Origin of the sequence: Bradyrhizobium sp. 155 (assembly GCF_023101105.1) — a bacterium.
Taxonomy (GTDB): Bacteria; Pseudomonadota; Alphaproteobacteria; order Rhizobiales; family Xanthobacteraceae; genus Bradyrhizobium; species Bradyrhizobium canariense_D.
Genome location: NZ_CP064704.1, coordinates 7,155,108 through 7,173,445 on the forward strand (window position 1 = coordinate 7,155,108; position 18,338 = coordinate 7,173,445).

Annotated in this window: 17 protein-coding genes; 7 read left to right on the forward strand and 10 right to left on the reverse strand. The window is 64.7% G+C overall.

The window, feature by feature from the left end:
• Window positions 1-88: 88 nt before the first annotated feature.
• Window positions 89-907 (forward strand): type I methionyl aminopeptidase, encoded by an 819-nt coding sequence (gene map / locus IVA93_RS34150; RefSeq protein ID WP_018460078.1) that lies wholly within the window; start codon window positions 89-91, stop codon window positions 905-907.
• Window positions 908-1,008: 101 nt separating this feature from the next.
• Entirely contained in the window at window positions 1,009-1,722 is a 714-nt protein-coding gene (gene radC, locus IVA93_RS34155; protein WP_018460079.1) for a RadC family protein, read from the forward strand.
• On the opposite strand, the gene IVA93_RS34160 is transcribed toward radC, so the two are convergent.
• Together IVA93_RS34160 and IVA93_RS34165 are read right to left on the reverse strand one after the other, a co-directional pair.
• Complete coding sequence (locus IVA93_RS34160; protein ID WP_026233940.1) at window positions 1,719-2,039, reverse strand: YMGG-like glycine zipper-containing protein; 321 nt, start codon at window positions 2,037-2,039, stop codon at window positions 1,719-1,721. The two genes, radC and IVA93_RS34160, sit on opposite strands and share 4 nt — an antisense overlap.
• 163 nt (window positions 2,040-2,202) lie before the next feature.
• Window positions 2,203-2,577 (reverse strand): hypothetical protein, encoded by a 375-nt coding sequence (locus tag IVA93_RS34165; protein ID WP_018460081.1) that lies wholly within the window; start codon window positions 2,575-2,577, stop codon window positions 2,203-2,205.
• 253 nt (window positions 2,578-2,830) lie between these two features.
• Here IVA93_RS34165 and IVA93_RS34170 point away from each other — a divergent pair, with 253 nt between their 5' ends.
• Window positions 2,831-4,225 carry a peptidoglycan-binding protein gene (locus tag IVA93_RS34170; protein ID WP_018460083.1) on the forward strand — a complete coding sequence of 465 codons (1,395 nt, stop codon included), beginning with the start codon at window positions 2,831-2,833 and terminating at the stop codon, window positions 4,223-4,225.
• 67 nt (window positions 4,226-4,292) lie between these two features.
• On the opposite strand, the gene IVA93_RS34175 is transcribed toward IVA93_RS34170, so the two are convergent.
• Genes IVA93_RS34175 through IVA93_RS34195 form a run of 5 tightly spaced genes read right to left on the reverse strand, consistent with a single transcriptional unit; the run spans window position 4,293 to window position 8,652 of the window.
• Window positions 4,293-4,985, reverse strand: coding sequence for an AprI/Inh family metalloprotease inhibitor (locus IVA93_RS34175; RefSeq protein ID WP_026233941.1), 693 nt, complete (start codon window positions 4,983-4,985; stop codon window positions 4,293-4,295).
• A complete protein-coding gene (locus IVA93_RS34180; RefSeq protein WP_018460085.1) occupies window positions 4,985-5,974 on the reverse strand; it encodes a 2-hydroxyacid dehydrogenase in 990 nt (329 codons plus the stop codon). Before IVA93_RS34180 ends, IVA93_RS34175 begins: the two co-directional genes overlap by 1 nt.
• Window positions 5,974-6,792 carry an ABC transporter permease gene (locus IVA93_RS34185; RefSeq protein WP_247789493.1) on the reverse strand — a complete coding sequence of 273 codons (819 nt, stop codon included), beginning with the start codon at window positions 6,790-6,792 and terminating at the stop codon, window positions 5,974-5,976. Before IVA93_RS34185 ends, IVA93_RS34180 begins: the two co-directional genes overlap by 1 nt.
• On the reverse strand, window positions 6,789-7,619 hold the full coding sequence (locus tag IVA93_RS34190) for an ABC transporter ATP-binding protein (RefSeq protein WP_018460087.1): 831 nt from the start codon (window positions 7,617-7,619) through the stop codon (window positions 6,789-6,791). Before IVA93_RS34190 ends, IVA93_RS34185 begins: the two co-directional genes overlap by 4 nt.
• 10 nt (window positions 7,620-7,629) lie before the next feature.
• On the reverse strand, window positions 7,630-8,652 hold the full coding sequence (locus IVA93_RS34195; protein WP_026233942.1) for an ABC transporter substrate-binding protein: 1,023 nt from the start codon (window positions 8,650-8,652) through the stop codon (window positions 7,630-7,632).
• Window positions 8,653-8,790: 138 nt separating this feature from the next.
• On the opposite strand from IVA93_RS34195, the gene IVA93_RS34200 reads away from it, so the two are divergent.
• The 3 genes from IVA93_RS34200 to IVA93_RS34210 all read left to right on the forward strand — a co-directional run bounded on the left by IVA93_RS34200 (window position 8,791) and on the right by IVA93_RS34210 (window position 12,376).
• Window positions 8,791-9,597: a creatininase family protein gene (locus IVA93_RS34200; protein ID WP_018460089.1), complete on the forward strand. Its 807-nt coding sequence runs from the start codon at window positions 8,791-8,793 to the stop codon at window positions 9,595-9,597.
• 139 nt (window positions 9,598-9,736) lie between these two features.
• Window positions 9,737-10,000 (forward strand): hypothetical protein, encoded by a 264-nt coding sequence (locus tag IVA93_RS34205; protein ID WP_007597808.1) that lies wholly within the window; start codon window positions 9,737-9,739, stop codon window positions 9,998-10,000.
• 393 nt (window positions 10,001-10,393) lie between these two features.
• Window positions 10,394-12,376, forward strand: coding sequence for a carbohydrate porin (locus IVA93_RS34210; protein ID WP_026233943.1), 1,983 nt, complete (start codon window positions 10,394-10,396; stop codon window positions 12,374-12,376).
• A 19-nt stretch (window positions 12,377-12,395) separates the two neighbouring features.
• Here the strand turns inward: IVA93_RS34210 and IVA93_RS34215 are convergent, their stop codons facing one another.
• Window positions 12,396-14,471: a methyl-accepting chemotaxis protein gene (locus IVA93_RS34215; RefSeq protein WP_018460091.1), complete on the reverse strand. Its 2,076-nt coding sequence runs from the start codon at window positions 14,469-14,471 to the stop codon at window positions 12,396-12,398.
• A 238-nt stretch (window positions 14,472-14,709) separates the two neighbouring features.
• On the opposite strand from IVA93_RS34215, the gene IVA93_RS34220 reads away from it, so the two are divergent.
• Window positions 14,710-16,005 (forward strand): hemolysin family protein, encoded by a 1,296-nt coding sequence (locus tag IVA93_RS34220; protein WP_018460092.1) that lies wholly within the window; start codon window positions 14,710-14,712, stop codon window positions 16,003-16,005.
• A gap of 212 nt (window positions 16,006-16,217) precedes the next feature.
• On the opposite strand, the gene IVA93_RS34225 is transcribed toward IVA93_RS34220, so the two are convergent.
• Both IVA93_RS34225 and IVA93_RS34230 read right to left on the reverse strand, forming a co-directional pair.
• Window positions 16,218-16,460, reverse strand: coding sequence for a PilZ domain-containing protein (locus tag IVA93_RS34225; protein WP_018460093.1), 243 nt, complete (start codon window positions 16,458-16,460; stop codon window positions 16,218-16,220).
• 97 nt (window positions 16,461-16,557) lie between these two features.
• Window positions 16,558-18,267 (reverse strand): FMN-binding glutamate synthase family protein, encoded by a 1,710-nt coding sequence (locus IVA93_RS34230; protein ID WP_198957634.1) that lies wholly within the window; start codon window positions 18,265-18,267, stop codon window positions 16,558-16,560.
• Between the last annotated feature and the right edge of the window lie 71 nt (window positions 18,268-18,338).

The window sequence follows — 18,338 nt, forward strand, 5'->3', positions numbered from 1 at the left end:
ACTTGCATGAAGGCGCGCAATCATTAAATTGGGCGCGAAATCAAGCCTTTCCGCCGATATCGAGCCCACCCCAGAAGATTGCGCCCGCATGAGCTACGTCGAAGCTACCGATACCTCGCTCCGCAAGACCGGGCAGATCAAGCTGCATGGACCAAGCGCCTTTGCCGGCATGCGCAAGGCGGGAGCGCTGGTGGCGAAGTGCCTCGACGAGCTCACCGACATCGTCGGGCCCGGCGTTCCGACCGACCGCATCGACCAGTTCGTCCGCGACTTCGCGTTCAGCAACAATGCCTATCCGGCGACGCTGATGTATCGCGGCTACCGCTATTCAACCTGCACCTCGCTCAACCACGTGGTCTGCCACGGCATGCCCGGCGACCGTCCGCTGAAAGAGGGCGACATCGTCAACATCGACGTCACCTTCATCGTCGACGGCTGGTACGGTGATTCCAGCCGGATGTATGCAGTCGGCCCGATCGCACGCAAGGCGGAGCGGCTGATCGAGGTGACCTATGAGGCCATGATGCGCGGCATCGCCGCGGTGAAGCCCGGCGCCACCACCGGCGACATCGGCCACGCCATCCAGAGTTTCGTCGAGCCGCAAGCCATGAGCGTGGTGCGCGATTTCTGCGGCCATGGCCTCGGGCGCATGTTCCACGACGAGCCGAACATCATCCATATCGGCCGGCCCGGCGAGGGCGTGCAGCTCAAGCCCGGCATGTTCTTCACAATCGAGCCGATGATCAATCTCGGCAAGCCGCATGTGAAGATCCTCTCCGACGGCTGGACCGCCGTGACTCGCGACCGCTCGCTATCGGCGCAGTTCGAGCATTCGGTAGGCGTCACCGCCACCGGCGTCGAGATTTTCACGCTGTCGGAGCGGCACGGCGAGAAGCAGATCGGGTGATCCCGGCGGCTGACGTTCGCATTCGCCGGCTGGCGTGAAACGGATTTGCCGCCGCAATTGACGGTTGCAAAAACGGTTATCCGCGGCAATGCTGGCGGCCGATGCCCGCCAAGACCGACCACGACAAGAGCAAGCCCGAAGAAGCGCCGCACTATCTCGGCCATCGCGAACGGCTGCGCGAGCGCTTCTACAGCGCGGGTGCGGACGCGCTCAGCGACTACGAGCTGCTGGAGATGGCACTGTTTTCGGCGCTGCCGCGGCGTGACACCAAGCCGCTGGCGAAGTCGCTGATCAAAATTTTTGGCTCGTTCGCCGAGGTCGTGCACGCGCCGGTGGCGCGCCTGCGCGAGGTAGACGGTGTCGGCGAGTCCGCGATCCACCAGCTCAAGCTGCTCGCGGCGGCGGCGCATCGCGTCGCCAAGGGCGGGGTCAACAGCCGCAACGCGCTGTCGTCCTGGAACGAAGTGATCGACTATTGCCGCACCAGCATGGCGTTCGCCGACAAAGAGCAGTTTCGCCTGCTGTTCCTCGACAAGCGCAACCAGCTCATCGCCGACGAGGTGCAGCAGACCGGCACCGTCGATCACACCCCGGTCTATCCGCGAGAGGTGATCAAGCGCGCGCTGGAATTGTCCGCGACCGCGCTGATCCTGGTGCACAACCACCCCTCAGGCGATCCCTCGCCCTCGCAGGCCGACATCCAGATGACCAAGGCGATCATCGACATCGCAAAACCGCTCGGCATCGCCGTGCACGACCACATCATCGTCGGCAAGAGCGGGCATGCGAGTTTGCGCGGGATGCGGCTGATCTAGTAGCAATATCGCGGATCGACCGGGACATAGGAGCCGTCCCGGCGCTGCGCGTAGCAGCCGCGCTGATAGGCGTAATAGCCGGAGCGGCGGCGTTCGCCCTCGGAGGCGATCGCAGCGCCCGTGCCGGCACCGACGACGGCGCCGATGGCGGCGCCGCGGCCTCCGCCGATGGCGCCACCCACGATCGCTCCACCGACGCCACCGAGGATGGCACCGCCAATGGCGTCCTGCGCCGCCGCCTCATGAGCCGGCATCGCGATCACGACCGCCAGACATGCCGCGATAGCGAAACTTCCAATGCGAAGACCTCGAAGCATGCTCGCCCTCCCCTGTGGTCAGACGAGTCATAGCGCCGCAGCCGGATTCGGACCAGAAAAATCACCATTTCGGGACCCGGCGCGTCACGCTATGGCGTCGGAGGCTCGGATCGAAGGCGGCTCAGACCATGGCGCATGCGCAGCACGGGCCGGCCGCTTCATCTCATGCATCGACCCAGCGCTGCACGGCCTCGGCGGTGTCGGCTGGCGTGGTGTTGAAGCAGATCGCGGCGTCGGGCGCCAGGCGGTGGACGAGGTTGAGCACCTTCTCGAACAGCAGCAGACGCTCCCGAGGCTCGCGCAGCCCCGCGCCGATCACGATGCAGTCGAAATTCTCCTCGCGCAACGCTACCGTGACGGCGGCTTCCGCCGCGGCATCGAGATCGATCAGGCAACTCGTGACCTCGTAACCGAGATCGCGCAGGCGCAGCAGCTGCGCATCGATATAGTTGCGCACGAGCTCCGGCGTGAGCTGCGGGAATGCGCTGTAGTCCGCGTTGCCGGGTTCGATGCCGATCGCGAGGACGCGCGTGGTCATGTTGGACTCCCTGGCCAGACTGCCTCGCGTCGCTAACGGGGCAGCGGCCCTGCCGGTTCCGTCGCGGACCGCCGCCCTGATCCCGGTCCTGCCGCTCATTTTCCCGGCGAGGTTGTAACCCACTTCACACGCGGCGCCCCGGCGGCCTGCCAGACTTGCAGGAGATCACGCTGGCCTCACGCCCTGATCACGGCACCTGGTTCATTTCGACTGACGCGCAGTTGCGAAAACTCATTCATTGCGGGAGCGGAAAATGATTTCATTCGAGAGTCTGAAAAGCGAATACGAGCGTAATTGGGCCAATCTCGAGATCCGGCCTTCGCGCCTCTCCGACGCGAACGCGATCGCGCGCAAAGCCATCAACGGCAAGGCGACCTATCAGCAGATCGAGCGGTTGACCGGCGTGCCCTGGTATTTCGCTGCCCTCTGCCACTACCGCGAATCCAATTTCGATTTCGACACCTATCTCGGCAACGGGGAAACGCTCCATCGCGCGACGACGCTCGTTCCGAAAGGACGCGGTCCGTTTGCCACGTTCGTGGACGGCGCCGTGGACGCCTTCAGAATCGAGAATTTTGTCGGCGCTCACGACTGGGGGATCGCGCGGATTCTGTTCCGGCTCGAAGCGTTCAACGGCTTCGGCTATCACGCCAAGGGCTGCAACTCGCCCTATCTCTATGGCGGTTCGACGCTGTATGGCCCGCCCGAGGCAAGGGCCGGAAAATTCGTCCGCGATCATGTGTTCGATTCGAACCACGTCGATTCCCAGCTCGGCACCGCGGTGATCCTGCATGCGATGATGTCGCTGGATTCCTCGATCACCCTCGACGGCAGCCCGCAATTCGCAAGCCGCGCCGAGCCGGAGGACGACGCGGCGTCGACGATCGTCCTCATGCAGCAGGCGCTCAACAAGCTCGGCGCCAATCCGCCGCTCGCGGAGGACGGCATCAGCGGGCCGAAGACCAGGGCCGCGGTCTCGCAGTTTCAGCAGCAGAACGGCCTGAGAGATACCGGACTTCTCGACGGCGCCACCGTCGGCGCCCTCACGCGCGCGGCGCAGTCGGGCCCCACCGGACCGACCGGCGATGTCTCCCGGATCATGAAGCGGCTGGAGGACCTCGCGCAATTGCTGCGGCCGCCGGTCGGCGGTGTGACGCCGGCAACGACGACATCGGGCAATACGCTGCCCGCCACCAATGATCCGATCAGCCTGTTCGAACGGCTCTTTTCCCTCGTCAACAAGTCAGCCCCCATGCCAGGACCAGTCACCCTCACCCCAACCAGCCCCGCTCCCGTCGACCAGTTGAAGCAGGTCGTCGACCTGCTCGGCACCTTGCTCAACCGGGACGGCAAGCCCGTCCTCGGCCAGGTCAATGGCGCGCTCGGCGAGACCATCGGCAAGATGCTCGACGGCAAGAAGACTGCGCTCGGCATCGGCGGCTCGCTGATCACGGCGCTGCTGTCGTCCGTGACGGCGAGCCCCAATGCGGGAGGCCTTGCCGGGTTGCTCGGGACGCTCGTGTCGGCGGTGCCGGGCCTCGGCCAGTTCGCGATGCCGATCTCGCTGGCGCTCACAGCCTGGGGCGTGCTCGGCAAGATGGAGAAGTGGGCCCAAGGCACAGCGCCGCCGCCCAAGCCGACGACGTAGCCTGCCACCATCCTTCGAGACGCCCGCCTATGGCGGGGCCCTCAGGACGAGATTGCGTTTCGCGGCGCTACTGCCGCAGCATGATCAGGGGATCGGCGGTATCGGGGACGCGCCGCCATTGCGCGTTGTCGTCGGCCTCGAACTGCCAGGCCTCGCCGGCCTTCGACAGCAGGATGATCTGGCCGCGGTCTAGCCGCCATTGCGTCGGGTTGAACTGCGCGATGGCCGCATCGCATTTCGGCTTGAGGAAGACCTGGAAATTGTCCGGCCCGGCTTCCGTGTTGGTCAGCGTTAGCCCGCAGACAGGCTGGCCGTTGCCGCGCACGATCGACCAGTCGCCGATCATCTGGTCCATCGACTTCGCCATCGAGCGGGCGGCGGCGAGGTCTTGCAGGATGTAGACGCCCTCGCCCTGCCGCAGGCCCTCGAAGATGCCGGCCTCGACCTCGGTGAAGTCGATCACGGCCTCACCGCTCGCATCCTGCAAGCGGACGATGTCGAGACCCCTGACGCTCCAGGCGACGATGTCCTTGGTGAAAGGCAGCGCGGCCTTGCAGGCCGGCTCCAGCTCGAGCTTGAAGCCCTGCGCCGCGGCGTCGGCCTTGAGCGTGACGACGCAGGTCTTGCTGCGCTCGGTGGTCGAGAGCTCCCACTGCCCGGGCATCTCCTTCTTCAGGGTCGTCGTATCCTGCGCCTGCGCGATGCCGATCGCGGCCAAGCAGGCCACGACGGCGAATGTAACGACGCGAAGAACTCCCATCAGCGTCCCTTGAACGGCGTTTCGGCAACCGGCGTCAACGGCGCCTTGCCTGAGAACCAGGACTTGAGATTGTCGACCACGAGCTGATCCATCGCGTTGCGCGTCACCACCGAGGCCGAGCCGATATGCGGCAGCAGCACCACATTCTGCATGGCCTTGAGCTCGTCCGGCACGTTCGGTTCGGCCGCGAACACGTCGAGGCCGGCCGCGAGGATGGTGCCGGACTTGAGCGCCTGGACCAGCGCCGGTTCGTCGATCACCGAGCCGCGCGCAACGTTGACCAGCACCCCGCGCGGGCCGAGCGCCTTCAGCACCTCGGCGTTGATCATCTTGTTGGTCGAGGCGCCACCGGGCACGATCACCATCAGCGTGTCCACCGCCTTCGCCATCTCGATCAGGTCGGGGTAGTGCTTGTAGGAGACGTCCTTGGACGGGTTGCGGGTGTGATAGACCACCGGCACCAGCGAGGCATCGAGCCGGCGCGCGATCGCCTGTCCGATCCGGCCCATGCCGACGATGCCGACCTTGCGGTCGCGCAGCGAGCCGACGCTGAGCGGATAGTTCTGGGTCTGCCAGAGACCGGAGCGCACATAACGGTCGGCCTTGATGAACTCGCGCACCGTGGAGATCAGAAGCCCCATCGCGACGTCGGCGACCTCCTCGGTCAGCACGTCGGGCGTATTGGTGACGATGATGTTATGCTCGGCGGCGTATTTGGCATCGACGTGGTCGTAGCCGACGCCGAAGCTCGCCACCATCTCGATCTTGGGCAATTGCGACAGCGAATCCCGGTCGGCGCGCACGGTGTGATAGGTCACCGCCACGCCGCGGATCTTTTCGCGGATCGCCGGCGTCAGCCGCTCGAGATCGCCCCGCGTCTCCGCCTTGTGCACGACGAAATGATCGGAAAACCCGTTCTCGAGGATCGGCCGGACCGGCCCATAAATCAGAAGGTCGATCTTTTCGGACGAAATCGAACCGGTGGTCATCAGTTGTCCTTTCCAAGCGCGCTCTCGTGCCAGCGCCGTAAGACGAGGTGGGAAACTAGCGCCAGCACCCCATAGATGACAATCCCGGCCAGCGACAACAGCAGCAGCGCTGCGAACATGCGGGGTATGTTCAAGCGGTAGCCGGATTCTACGATCCTGTAGGCGAGCCCGGAGCCGGCGCCGGCCGTTCCCGCCGCGATCTCGGCCACGACCGCGCCGATCAGCGACAGGCCGCCGGCAATGCGCAGGCCGCCGAGAATATAAGGCAGCGCCGCCGGCAGCTTGAGATAGCGCAGGGTCTGCTGTGGCGAGGCGCCATAGAGCTGGAACAGGCCCGCGAGGTTGCGATCGACCGAATTGAGCCCGAGCGTGGTATTGGACAGCACCGGGAAGAAGGCGACGATGAAGGCGCAGACCACGACCGCGGTCTGCTGCTCCAGATAGATCAGCAGCAGCGGCGCGATCGCGATGACCGGCGTGACCTGAAGCACCACGGCATAGGGGAATAGCGATGCTTCCACCCATTTGGACTGGTTGAACAGCAGCGCCAGCGCGATGCCGCCGACGCTGGCCGCGACAAAACCTTCAAGCGTGGTCAGCAGCGTCGCGGCAAGCGATTGCGACAGCACCGCCCAATCCTTGATCAGTGTCGCGAATATGACCGAGGGCGCCGGCAGCACGTAAGGCGGGATGTCCTTGATCCGGACCACGAGCTCCCAGGCGAGCAGTCCCGCCGCGAACACGATGACCGGTAGCGCGAAGCGCACCGCGCGTTGCGCGCCGGACGGCTTCGCAGTGACGGAAGCTTGCGCGTTCATAGCGTCGACTGCCCTGCATAGGACGGCGCCAGCGCCGCCGACACTTTCCGGCAATAATCGGAATAGGCGACTGAAGTGCGAAACTCCTCGCCACGCGGCTCGACCGTCTCGACGCGGAAGTCGGCCTGGATGCGGCCCGGCCGCGCGGTCATGACCACCACGCGCTGCGACAGATAGACGGATTCGAACACCGAATGCGTGACGAAGATGACGGTCTTGCCGAGCCTGCGCCACAGCGCGAGCAAATCGTCGTTGAGGCGGAAGCGCGTGATTTCGTCGAGCGCCGCGAACGGCTCATCCATCAGGAGGATATCAGGGTCTGTGACGAGCGCGCGCGCCAGCGACACCCGCATCTTCATGCCGCCGGAGAGCTCGCGCGGAAAGGCGTCGGCAAAATCGGCAAGCCCGACGCTTGCGAGCGCCTCATCGGCGCGCGCGCGCGATTCCGCCTTCGGAACGCCTGAGAGCTTCAGCGGCAACCGCACATTCTCGCGCACGCTGGTCCAGGGCATCAGGGTCGGTTCCTGAAACACGAAGCCGATGCCATGACCTGGGTGAACATGACCTGGCTGCGGTGTGCCCTCACGACGCGCCAGCCGGACGATTCCTGACGACGGCGCGCTGAGTTCGGCGATCAGCCGCAGCGCCGTCGACTTGCCGCAACCTGACGGCCCCAGCAGCGAGATGAACTCGCCCTTGCGCACCGCAAGATCGAGCGGGCCGAGCGCCATCAGGCCGTTGTCATAGGCCTTCATCACGCCGCGCAGGCTGACAGCCAGAGCCGTCAGGCCGGTCTCGACCCCCGCCGACGTTTGGACTGATGACATCGGCCCTGCGCTACGGCTTGCTCGGGCGCAGCTCGGCGCCGACGCCCTTGTTGACGAAGCGCAGCGTATAGGATTTGCGGAAATCGAGGTCCGCCTTCACCACGCCCGCCTTCACCATCTTGTTGAAGAAGGAGGTGTAGCGCTCGTCGCTCATCGCGCCGATGCCGTTCTTCAGCGAATCGCCGGAATCGACGATGCCGTATTCCTTCATCTTGGCGACGGAATAGGCGAGCAGCTCGTCCGTCATCTCCGGATTGAGCTTCTTGATCATGGCGTTGCCCGCTGAATTGTCGCGGTAGATGTAATTGTACCAGCCGACCATGGAGGCATCGACGAAGCGCTGCACCAGGTCGGGCTTCTTCTCGACGACGTCGCGGCGGCTCTCGATCAGGGTCGAATAGGTGTTGAAGCCGTAATCGGCGAGCAGCAACACGTTGGGCTTGAAGCCCGCGGCCTTCTCGACCGCGAAGGGCTCCGAGGTGACGTAACCCTGCATCGCGCTCTTGGGATTGGCGATGAAGGGCTGCGGATTGAAATTGTAGGGGCGAACGTTCTTCTCGCTGAAGCCGTATTCGGACTTCAGCCACTGGAAATAGCTGGTCATGCCCTCCTTGGAGACGAACAGCGTCAGCGGCTTGAGGTCCTCGATCTTGGCGACCTTGGCATCGGGCTGCGTCAGCATCACCTGCGGATCCTTCTGGAACACCGCGGCGATGGTGACGACCGGGACGTTGTTGGCGACTGCGTCGAACGACATCAGCGTGTTCGCGGCCATGAAGAAATCGATCTTGCCGGCGATCAGCAGCATCCGGTTGTTCTCGTTGGGCCCGCCGGGCACGATGGTGACGTCCAGCCCGTATTTCTTGTAAGTGCCATCGGCGACGGCCTGGAAAAAGCCGCCATGCTCGGCCTCGGCGACCCAATTGGTGCCGAACATGACCTTGTCCAGGGTTTCGGCGCGGGCCGGGACGACCGAGACGAAAGCGGCCATCAGGCCCGCCGTTAAGGCTCGCCGCAGATGAGAGGGGCTCATGATGGGACTCCGTCGATCGCTTCTAGCCGATGTCCAAGCAACGCGATAAAACCGCAAGACATTCGGGGACGCGAGCCGGCCTGGCCCGCGTCCCCTGATACCCTAAATTACGCGACAAATTCGGGCAAAGAAACCTTGATGACGCCTTCCCGCGATTGGACCGAGATTCGCTGGGCCGATGCCAGCCTCGCGGAGGTTTCGCGCTGGATCGCGGTGCTGCCGCTGGCCGCGACCGAGCAGCACGGCCCGCATCTGCCGCTCGAGACCGACGTGCTGATCGCGGACGCCTATCTCGCGCGCGTGCGCGAGCTCCTGCCCGAGCGCGCTCCGGCCACTTTCCTGCCCGTTGAACCGATCGGGATTTCCACCGAGCATATCGACTATCCGGGCACGCAGACGCTGCCGACTGACATCGCGTTGAAAAAATGGACCGCGATTGGCGAGGACGTCGCGCGCCGCGGAGTGAAGAAGCTCGTCATCGTCACCAGCCATGGCGGCAACAGCGCGGCCATGATGCTGGTCGCGCAGGATCTTCGCGCGCATCGGAAACTGTTCGTGGTGACGACGTCGTGGTCGCGGCTGTCGGGCGCGGACAAGCTGTTCCCGGCCGACGAAGTGCGCCACGGCATCCACGGCGGCGCCATTGAAACCTCGATCATGCTGGCGCGCTATCCCGATCGGGTGCGCATGGATGCGATCGCGAATTTTCCCGCGAGCAGCATCGTGATGGAGCAGCAATATCGCTGGCTGTCGACGCAGCGACCCGCGCCGTTCGCCTGGCAGGCGCAGGATCTCCACGCGAGCGGCGCCGCCGGCAACGCGACGCTAGCCGTGGCCGCGAAGGGCGAGCAGCTGATCGACCAGGGCGCCCGCGCTTTTTGCGAGCTGCTTGCCGAGGTTGATAACTTCGACGTGAACAGGCTCGCAAAAGGCCCGCTCGGCTAGCGCTCATCCTTCTGGAATCATTCAGGAAAGAGCCAGACTCGAGCTCCGCCTTTGCCGAGTTCGAACCGGACGCGCGGAGCCTCCGTCCAACTCGGTACGCGGGCCACAAGGGACCGCCTCAACCCGGATGGAGTTTCACATGTCGATTAAGACCAAGATTTTCGCAGTTGCCCTCACCGCGCTCACCCTGACCGGCAGCGTCGTGGCCACCACCTCGCAGGCGCAAGCCAAGCCGCTCGGCTGGGGCGTCGGTGTCGGCCTGGGCATCGCCACCGCCGCCGTCGTCGGCTCCGCGATCGCCGCCAGCAACGATCCCTATTACAACGGCTATCACCGCTGCGGCTGGGCCGCCCAGTACAACGCCTTTGGCCAGTACGTCGGCCGCGTGCGTACCTGCTTCTGATTTGAGTCCCTGAGGCCGATCTCACGTGGATCCCGCGTCCGACACGGGCGCCTCATCCACCCCGTGTCGTGCCCCCGACCCCGCCCGGATGTCCCCCCGGGCGGGGTCAACCGTTTTGGACCTTGGAATTTGTTGCAGTCCCGTCACATCGCGGTGCGAACCATCTCCTGCGACAATCCGCACTAGTTGCTACTGCGAATTAATCGCAATAAGGTTTCCAGAGACTCAGGGGCTTGGGAAGAAATCGCGCCGGATCGAGATCATCTCGACCGATCGCGGAGCACCTAATCCTGATGACAGGGTCGCCGCGAATCGGCAGGGATAGTGCGGCGAGTGGACACACTCGCTTTGGGGGCGTGCGTTTTGACGTTGAGGGGTCACCGTTACAGGTATTTGCGAACGGCCGCGGCGATTGCCACGGGCGTCTTGACTTTGCCCGCCAGCAGCCGCGCGGCTGATCTGCCGCTGAAGGCACCGGCGCTGAAGGCCGTCTATGACTGGACCGGCCTCTACATCGGTGCGCATGCCGGCTACAGCCTCGGCTCGTCGCGCTTCGCGCTGAACGACGGCACAGGCATTAGCGACAGCGGCGTCTTCAGCGGCATGATCGGCGGCGTGCAGGCCGGCTACAATTACCGGCTCAATTCCGGCTGGCTCCTCGGCGTCGAAGGCGATTTTTCGTTTCCGAACTACATCACTTCCAACTCGATCGTGTCCTTCCTGGCGACACCCGCCAACACCGTCACGCAGCAATGGGACTACACTGCGAGCCTGCGCGGCCGCGTCGGCTACACCAGCGGTCCCTGGCTGGTCTACGCCACCGGCGGCTTTGCATGGATGGGCGAGCGCTATTTCGACACGCCGGCCGCAGGCGAAGCAGTCCCGAAAATCCTGAACACGCGGCCCGGCTGGATCGCGGGTGCCGGCATCGAATACGGCTTTGCGCCGCATTGGAGCGCACGGCTCGAATATCTCTATAGCCGCTTCGACGGCGCCAATGTCGCCTTCTCCACAGGTGCCCAATACAATTCGTCGTCGCTCGACTTCCAAACGATCCGGCTCGGCCTCAACCGCAAGGTCGATTGGCCGGGCATGCCGGGCTACAATCCCAAGAGCTTGGGGATCGGCTCGCTAATCGACACCGAATCGGATCGCTGGGAGATCCACGGCCAGAGCACTTATCTGCCGCAAGGCTACCCGTCGTTCCCCGCCCTCTACACCGGGCCGAATTCGCTCTCGCCATCAAGGCAGGCCAAGGCGACCTGGAGCAACAGCCTGTTCCTGAACGCAAAGCTGTGGGACGGCGGCGAGGTCTACTACAATCCCGAACTGCTGCAGGGATTTGGATTGAACGACACGGTCGGCGCGGCCGGTTTCCCCAACGGCGAGGCGCAGAAGTCGAACTTCCCCTATCCGCACTACAACACATCGCGCCTGTTCGTGCGCCAGACATTCGGCTTTGGCGGCGAGCAGGAAGAGCTCGCGAGCGGCCAGTTGCAGCTCGGACAGAAGGTCGACGTATCCAGGCTCACGGTGCAGGCCGGCAAATTCCCCGTGATCGACGTGTTCGACGGCAACGCCTACGCCAAGGACACCCGCAAGGACTTCATGAACTGGTCGCTGTGGGCGCCAGGCGCCTTCGACTATTCAGCCGACAAGGTCGGCCTCACCTACGGCGTCACCGCCGAGCTGAACCAGAAGCAGTGGGCGCTGCGCGGCGGCTACTTCCTGATGGTCGCCGAGTCCAATTCGAATCATTTCGACACCAGGGTCGGCGAGCGCGGCCAGTACGTGCTCGAGCTCGAAACGCGCTTCTCGCTCCTTGGCCAACCCGGCAAGCTCAGGACCATCGGCTGGCTCGACAGCGCCAATATGGGCAGCTTCCGCGAGACGCTGGACAATCCCGCGCTCAACCTTGACATCGCGCAGACCCGACGCGGCCGTCTGAAGTATGGCTACGTGCTCAACCTCGAGCAGGCGATCACCGACGATGTCGGTCTGTTCAGCCGCTGGAGCTGGAACGACGGCAAGACCGAGACGCTGGCCTTCACCGACATTCACCGCAGCCTGTCGGCGGGATTGTCGATCAAGGGCACGAAATGGGGCCGGCCGGATGACGTGATCGGCGTCGGCGGCGCCATCAATGCCATCTCGCAGGATTATCGCGACTTCCTGGCCGCCGGCGGCCTCGGTGTTCTCATCGGCGACGGCGCGCTCAACTACCGCCGCGAGCGCATCCTCGAAACCTATTACGCCTACGCGCTGAACAAGAGTCTCACCCTCACCGCCGACTACCAGCTGATCGTCAACCCCGCCTACAACGCCGATCGCGGCCCGGTGTCGGTATTTTCCGGGCGGCTACACGGCGAGTTCTGAGCGCTTCCGGCTACGTGACTTACGCAGCCCGGATCGCGTCCAGGAACTTCCCGACCTCGACCTTGAGGCGGCCGCTCTCGCCGGACAGCGACTTCGCTGACGCGAGCACGGTGGAGGAGGCCGATCCGGTCTGGCTCGCGCCGCGCTGCACGTCGACGATGCTGGCGGAGACCTGTTGGGTGCCGCATGCCGCCTGCTGCACGTTGCGGGAAATCTCCCGCGTCGCCGCGCCTTGCTGCTCGACCGCGGAGGCGATCGCCGATGCGATCTCGGACATGCGGGTGATGGTGTCGCCGATCGACTTGATGGCGCCGACGGAATCCTGCGTCGCGCTCTGGATTCCCGTGATCTGCTGGCTGATCTCGCCGGTGGCCTTGGCGGTCTGCTCGGCGAGCGCCTTGACCTCGGAGGCGACCACGGCGAAGCCGCGCCCGGCCTCGCCGGCGCGCGCCGCCTCGATCGTTGCATTGAGCGCCAGAAGATTGGTCTGGCCCGCGATCTGGCTGATGAGCTCGACCACGTCGCCGATCCGGCCGGCCGCCTTGGCGAGTTCGCCAACATAGTCGTTGGTACGCGCAGCCTGCTGCACCGCTTCGCCGGCCACCCGCGCGGAGTCCTGGACCTGCCGGCTGATCTCGTCGACCGAGGACGCCATTTCCTCCGCGGCCGCGGCGACGGTCTGCACGTTGCTGGAGGCCTGCTCGGAGGCGGCCGCAACGGTCGCGGTGACCTTTTCCGATTGATCGGCGGTGCTCGTCAGCGTTCCCGCCGACACTTCCAGCTCCGACGATGCCGACGACACGGTGTTGATGACGTCGCCGATCAACGCTTCGAAATCGCGTGCGATCTGGTCCATGCGCTGGCTGCGCCGGAGCTTCGCCTCGGCTTCCACCGCGGCGGCCTCATCGGCGGCCTTCTTGGCGGAGAGCGAATCTTTGAAGTGCTGGAGCGAGCCCGCCACCTGGCTGATCTCGTCATTGCGGCCGGTCACGGGAATCTCGACCTCGTGCTGCCCGGCGGCAAGAGTTGCGATCACGTCCGCGAGCCGGCTGAGCGGCGTCACCACGCGCCTGCGCAACATCATCGTCACGCCACCGAGTGTCCCCAGCAGCGCCAGCACCGCCACGCCCGCGAGCGCGAGCATCGCCAGCGCGCCGTCGCGCGCGGCCGAGGCGCGCTCGGCAGCTTCCGCCAGCGCGGCATCGCGGACGCCGTAGAACATCTGGATGGCGGGGACGATGATGTTGGCCAGCTCTTCGGCATTGATGCCGTACTTGCCGTCGCCACGCGCCGCGAGCATCTCCTTGTCCACGGCAGCGGCTGCTTTCCCGAAATAGGAATCCGTCGCCGCCTTCAGCGCGGTGGCGATCCGGGGCGGGCTTCCGAGCTGGTCGATGCCGGCCTCGATGCGCTCGCGGTCGGCCTCGACACGTCCCTGCATCCGATCCATCAGCGACAATTCGGCCGCCGTGAGCGGTCGGCGAGCGCTCAGCGCCGGCGACAGCGTGGCGGCGCGGCTGCCGGCCGAGACGCGCAGATCCTGCGCCGTTCGCGCCAGGCTCAACAGCGCCGCAAGCGAGGAATCGGCATTGATGACCTTGGCTTCAAGCCGGTTCATGATCGGCTCGATATTGCCGATGACCTCGGCAACGCCTGGAAGGAAGCCCTTGATTACAGCGCCGTCGCGCGTCGCCAGGGGCACGCTCATCGCGCGATCTGCCGCCGTGATGATATCCTTGAGCCGCCGCGCAGTACGGTCCAGGTTTTCGATCATCGCTCCGGAATCATCCAGCACCATGATGGCGCGCCTTGCCCCCTCGAACGCGCCATCGACCGCTTTCGCCGCCTTTGCGGCGGCTTCGATCTGGACCTGCGTCGCAGAATTCTCCTGGAAGATCGGGGAAATGTAGGGAGCACGAAGGCCGGCAACGTGCTGACTGACCATCAGGGTCGCACCGAAGGCCTCGACCGTCTTGATCGCATCGGAGCGGTTCGTGAAGATGCGCGCCTGGGGTATCAGCACCTCGGCGCCAAGGATGACTGCAAACACCGTCACCGTCAGCATCGACAGCGCAAAGAGCTTCCCGATCCGCATTCTGATCCCCGAATACATTCCTGCAAATGCCGAGAACCTAGCTGGTGGCCGCTAAGAGCCCGTTAAGCAACGGCATGCCCGTAGTTCCGCGGGGTATTGGGGAGTGCCTTCGGGGACGGGGTCGCCGAAGTTCCTTCGCGATGCCCGATGGGACAGAATCATCGGCATTTCTTCCTCGAATACCTATATCAAGACCTGTGCGGCCATCCGCGCCACACTCCCTTACCTCGGAACATCAATGCTCTCCGCCGAACTCGCCATCGTCGTCGTCCTGATCGTCATCAACGGCTTGCTGTCCATGTCCGAGTTGGCCGTGGTCTCGTCGCGCCCGGCCCGGCTGTCGATGCTCGCCGCCAAGGGCGTCCGCGGCGCCGCGCGGGCGCTGACGCTCGCGGCCGATCCCGGCAAATTCCTCTCGACGGTGCAGATCGGGATCACGCTGGTCGGCGTGCTCTCCGGCGCGTTCTCGGGCGCGACGCTCGGACAGCGGCTGACGCAATGGCTGCTCGAGCTCGGCCTGTCCGCAGGAATTGCCGACATCGTCGGAGTGGGGCTGGTCGTCACGCTCATCACCTACGCCACCCTGATCGTCGGCGAGCTGGTGCCGAAGCAGGTGGCGCTGCGCGACCCCGAGAGCATCGCGGTCAGGGTTGCACCCGCGATGCACGTGCTTGCGAAGGTCTCGCTGCCGCTGGTCTTCCTGCTCGATCTCTCCGGCAAGCTGATCCTCACGCTGCTCGGCCATGGCGGCAAGTCTGAAGAAAAAGTGTCAGAAGATGAGATCCATCATCTCGTCAGCGAAGCCGAAAACGCAGGCGTGCTCGAGTCAGGTGAAAAGGAGATGATCGCGGGCGTGATGCGGCTCGGCGACCGGCCGGTCGGCGCGATTATGACGCCGCGCACGGAGGTCAACGAGATCGACCTGAACGATACGCCGGAAAGCATTCAAGCGACCATCGCCAAGAGTCCGCATTCGCGCTTTCCGGTGTCCGACGGCGACCGCGACAAGCCGATTGGCGTGCTTCAAGCCAAGGACCTGCTGGTGGCCTTCATGAACGAGCGCACGCCGGATTTGCGCGTGCTGGTCCGCGAGGCGCCCGGCATTCCCGCCTCGGCCGATGCCCGCGACGTGCTGGCGATCCTGAAGGCTGCACCGGTGCATGTCGGCCTCGTCTACGACGAATACGGCGCCTTCGAAGGCATCGTGACGACGGCTGACATTCTGGAATCCATTGTCGGTGCCTTCCATTCCGAGGAAGGCCCGCCGGAACCGGCCTACGTCAAGCGCGCGGACGATTCGCTGCTGGTCTCAGGCTGGATGCCGGTCGACGAATTCGGCGAGCTGCTCGGCATCGAACTGCCGCCGCACCGCTACAACACCGTCGCCGGCCTCGTGCTGCAACAGTTCAACGTGCTGCCTGATGTCGGCGACGCCTTCGACTTTGGCGATTGGCACATCGAGGTGGTCGATCTCGACGGGCGGAGGATCGACAAGATTCTGGCGAGCCGGCGGAGCGAAGTAGAGACGGGGTGAGCCACTCTCGTCGTCCCGGAAGCGCAGCGAAGCGGAGCGCAGATCCGGGACCCATAGCCACAGGATTGAGCTTGGCGAAGACTGGTAGTTGCGCGGTGCTGCTGTCTGCGCATGATCGACAGATCACGCGGTATGGGTCCCGGATCTGCGCTGGCGCTTGTCCGGGACGACGGCGGAGTTTGTGGTTAGAGCTTGCGCCAAACTCTAGACCCTCACCCGAACCTCACCCCGATCCGCTTTTCCTTGCGCCAGATCACGGTGCAGGCGAGATGTTTTCCGTCGGCCCGCACAAGCAGGCTGAAATGGTCGGGGATGCCGACGGGACTGCTGACGTCGAGCGCGGCGCCGGTATCTGACAGGTTGCGGATAGTGCAGTCGATCGCGCCGCCGCCGCCGAACTCGATCGTTCCGGCCTTCAGCACGCGATGCCTTGCCTTGTCGCGCCGCTCGTCCATGGGAACAATCTACACCCAAAGTTGAATCAAACGTTAAACGCACCCCCTCGCGATGCTTTTGCGCGCGCGGCCGCGGCCCTGCAAGTGGACCGGCGTCCTACAGCGCCGGCTGGAACGTCTCCGTCCGTGCCATCCGCCAGGCGTCCCGGAAGCGTGGGTCTTCGGTGCCTTCGAGCAGTTCGCCCGGACGCAGCGACGGATAAAGCTGCGCGAAGGATTTCACGTCCGTCGTCGAGGTGCGCTGGGAGAAGTGGATCGGGCGCAGCTGCTGCGGATGTTCGAGACCGGCCGCGGCGATCAGCTCGGTCAGCGAGTGCAGCGTCGCCAGGTGATAATTGTGCACGCGGTCGATCTTGAGCGGCACATAGAGTGCGCGCGCCCGCGTCGGGTCCTGCGTCGCGACGCCGGTCGGGCAGCGGTCGGTGTGGCAGCTCAGCGACTGGATGCAGCCGAGCGAGAACATGAAGCCGCGCGCCGAATTGCAGTAGTCCGCGCCGATCGCCATGGCGCGCGCCATGTCGAACGCGGTGGCTATCTTGCCGGAGGCGCCGATCTTGATGCGGTCGCGCGCGTTGATGCCGATCAGCGCGTTGTGGACGAAACTGACGCCCTCGCGCATCGGCATGCCCAGATGGTCCATGAACTCCAGCGGCGCGGCGCCGGTGCCACCCTCGTTGCCGTCGACAACGATGAAGTCGGGATAGATGCCGGTCTCGATCATCGCCTTGCAGATCGCCAGGAATTCCCACGGATGACCGATGCACAGCTTGAAGCCCGTCGGCTTGCCGCCGGAGAGCTTTCGCATCTCGCCGATGAACTTCATCATGCCGACAGGCGTCGAGAAGGCGCGATGCGAGGCCGGCGAGATGCAATCCTCGCCCATGGCGACCCCGCGGATCTTGGAAATCTCCTCCGAGACTTTCGCCGCCGGCAGCACGCCGCCATGACCGGGCTTGGCGCCCTGGCTGATCTTGAGCTCGACCATCTTGATCTGGTCCTGGGTCGCGACGCGCGCGAAGGCTTCGGGATCGAAGGCGCCGTCGAGATGACGACAGCCGAAATAGCCCGAACCGATCTCCCAGATGATGTCGCCGCCCATCTCCGCGTGATAGGGGCTGAAGCCGCCCTCGCCGGTGTCGTGCGCGAAGCCGCCCTTCTTGGCGCCGGCATTCAGCGCGCGCACGGCGTTCGGGCTGAGCGCGCCAAAACTCATGGCGGAAATGTTGAATACCGAAGCCGAATACGGCTTGGCGCAATCCGGGCCGCCGATAGTGACGCGGAATTTCTCCTCGGCATGCGTCTTCGGCGAGACCGAGTGATGCATCCACTCATAACCCTGGCGGTAGACGTCCTCCTGGGTACCGAACGGACGCTTGTCGAGCTGCATCTTGGCGCGCTGATAGACCACCGCACGGATGTCGCGCGAGAACGGCATGCCGTCCTTCTCGCTCTCGAAGAAATACTGCCGCATCTCCGGGCGTATCTCTTCGAGCAAAAAACGGATATGGGCCGAGATCGGGTAGTTGCGCAGAACGGCGTGGCCCTTCTGCATGAGGTCGCGGACGCCAAGCGCCGTCAGCGCGCCGAAGATCAGGATCGGGATCAGCAGAATGTCGAAGATCTTGCCATCGGCAAATCCGATGCCGGTCAGCAGCGCAGTGACCACCGCGCAGATCGTCAGGACGATGAAGCGCGGAGAGAATGGCAGCAGCAGGGTTTCCATGATCCCCTCTTCCGCCAGCGGCAGCCGTTTGACCGACGGGTTGGGCGATTCCTGCGTTTTGTTCTCGTCGGCCACGATTCCCATCCTCTCGCCAGCATGAGGCGGTACGATACGCCCGCGCCTGTCATACGGATATGACGCGGCGGTTGTTTCAC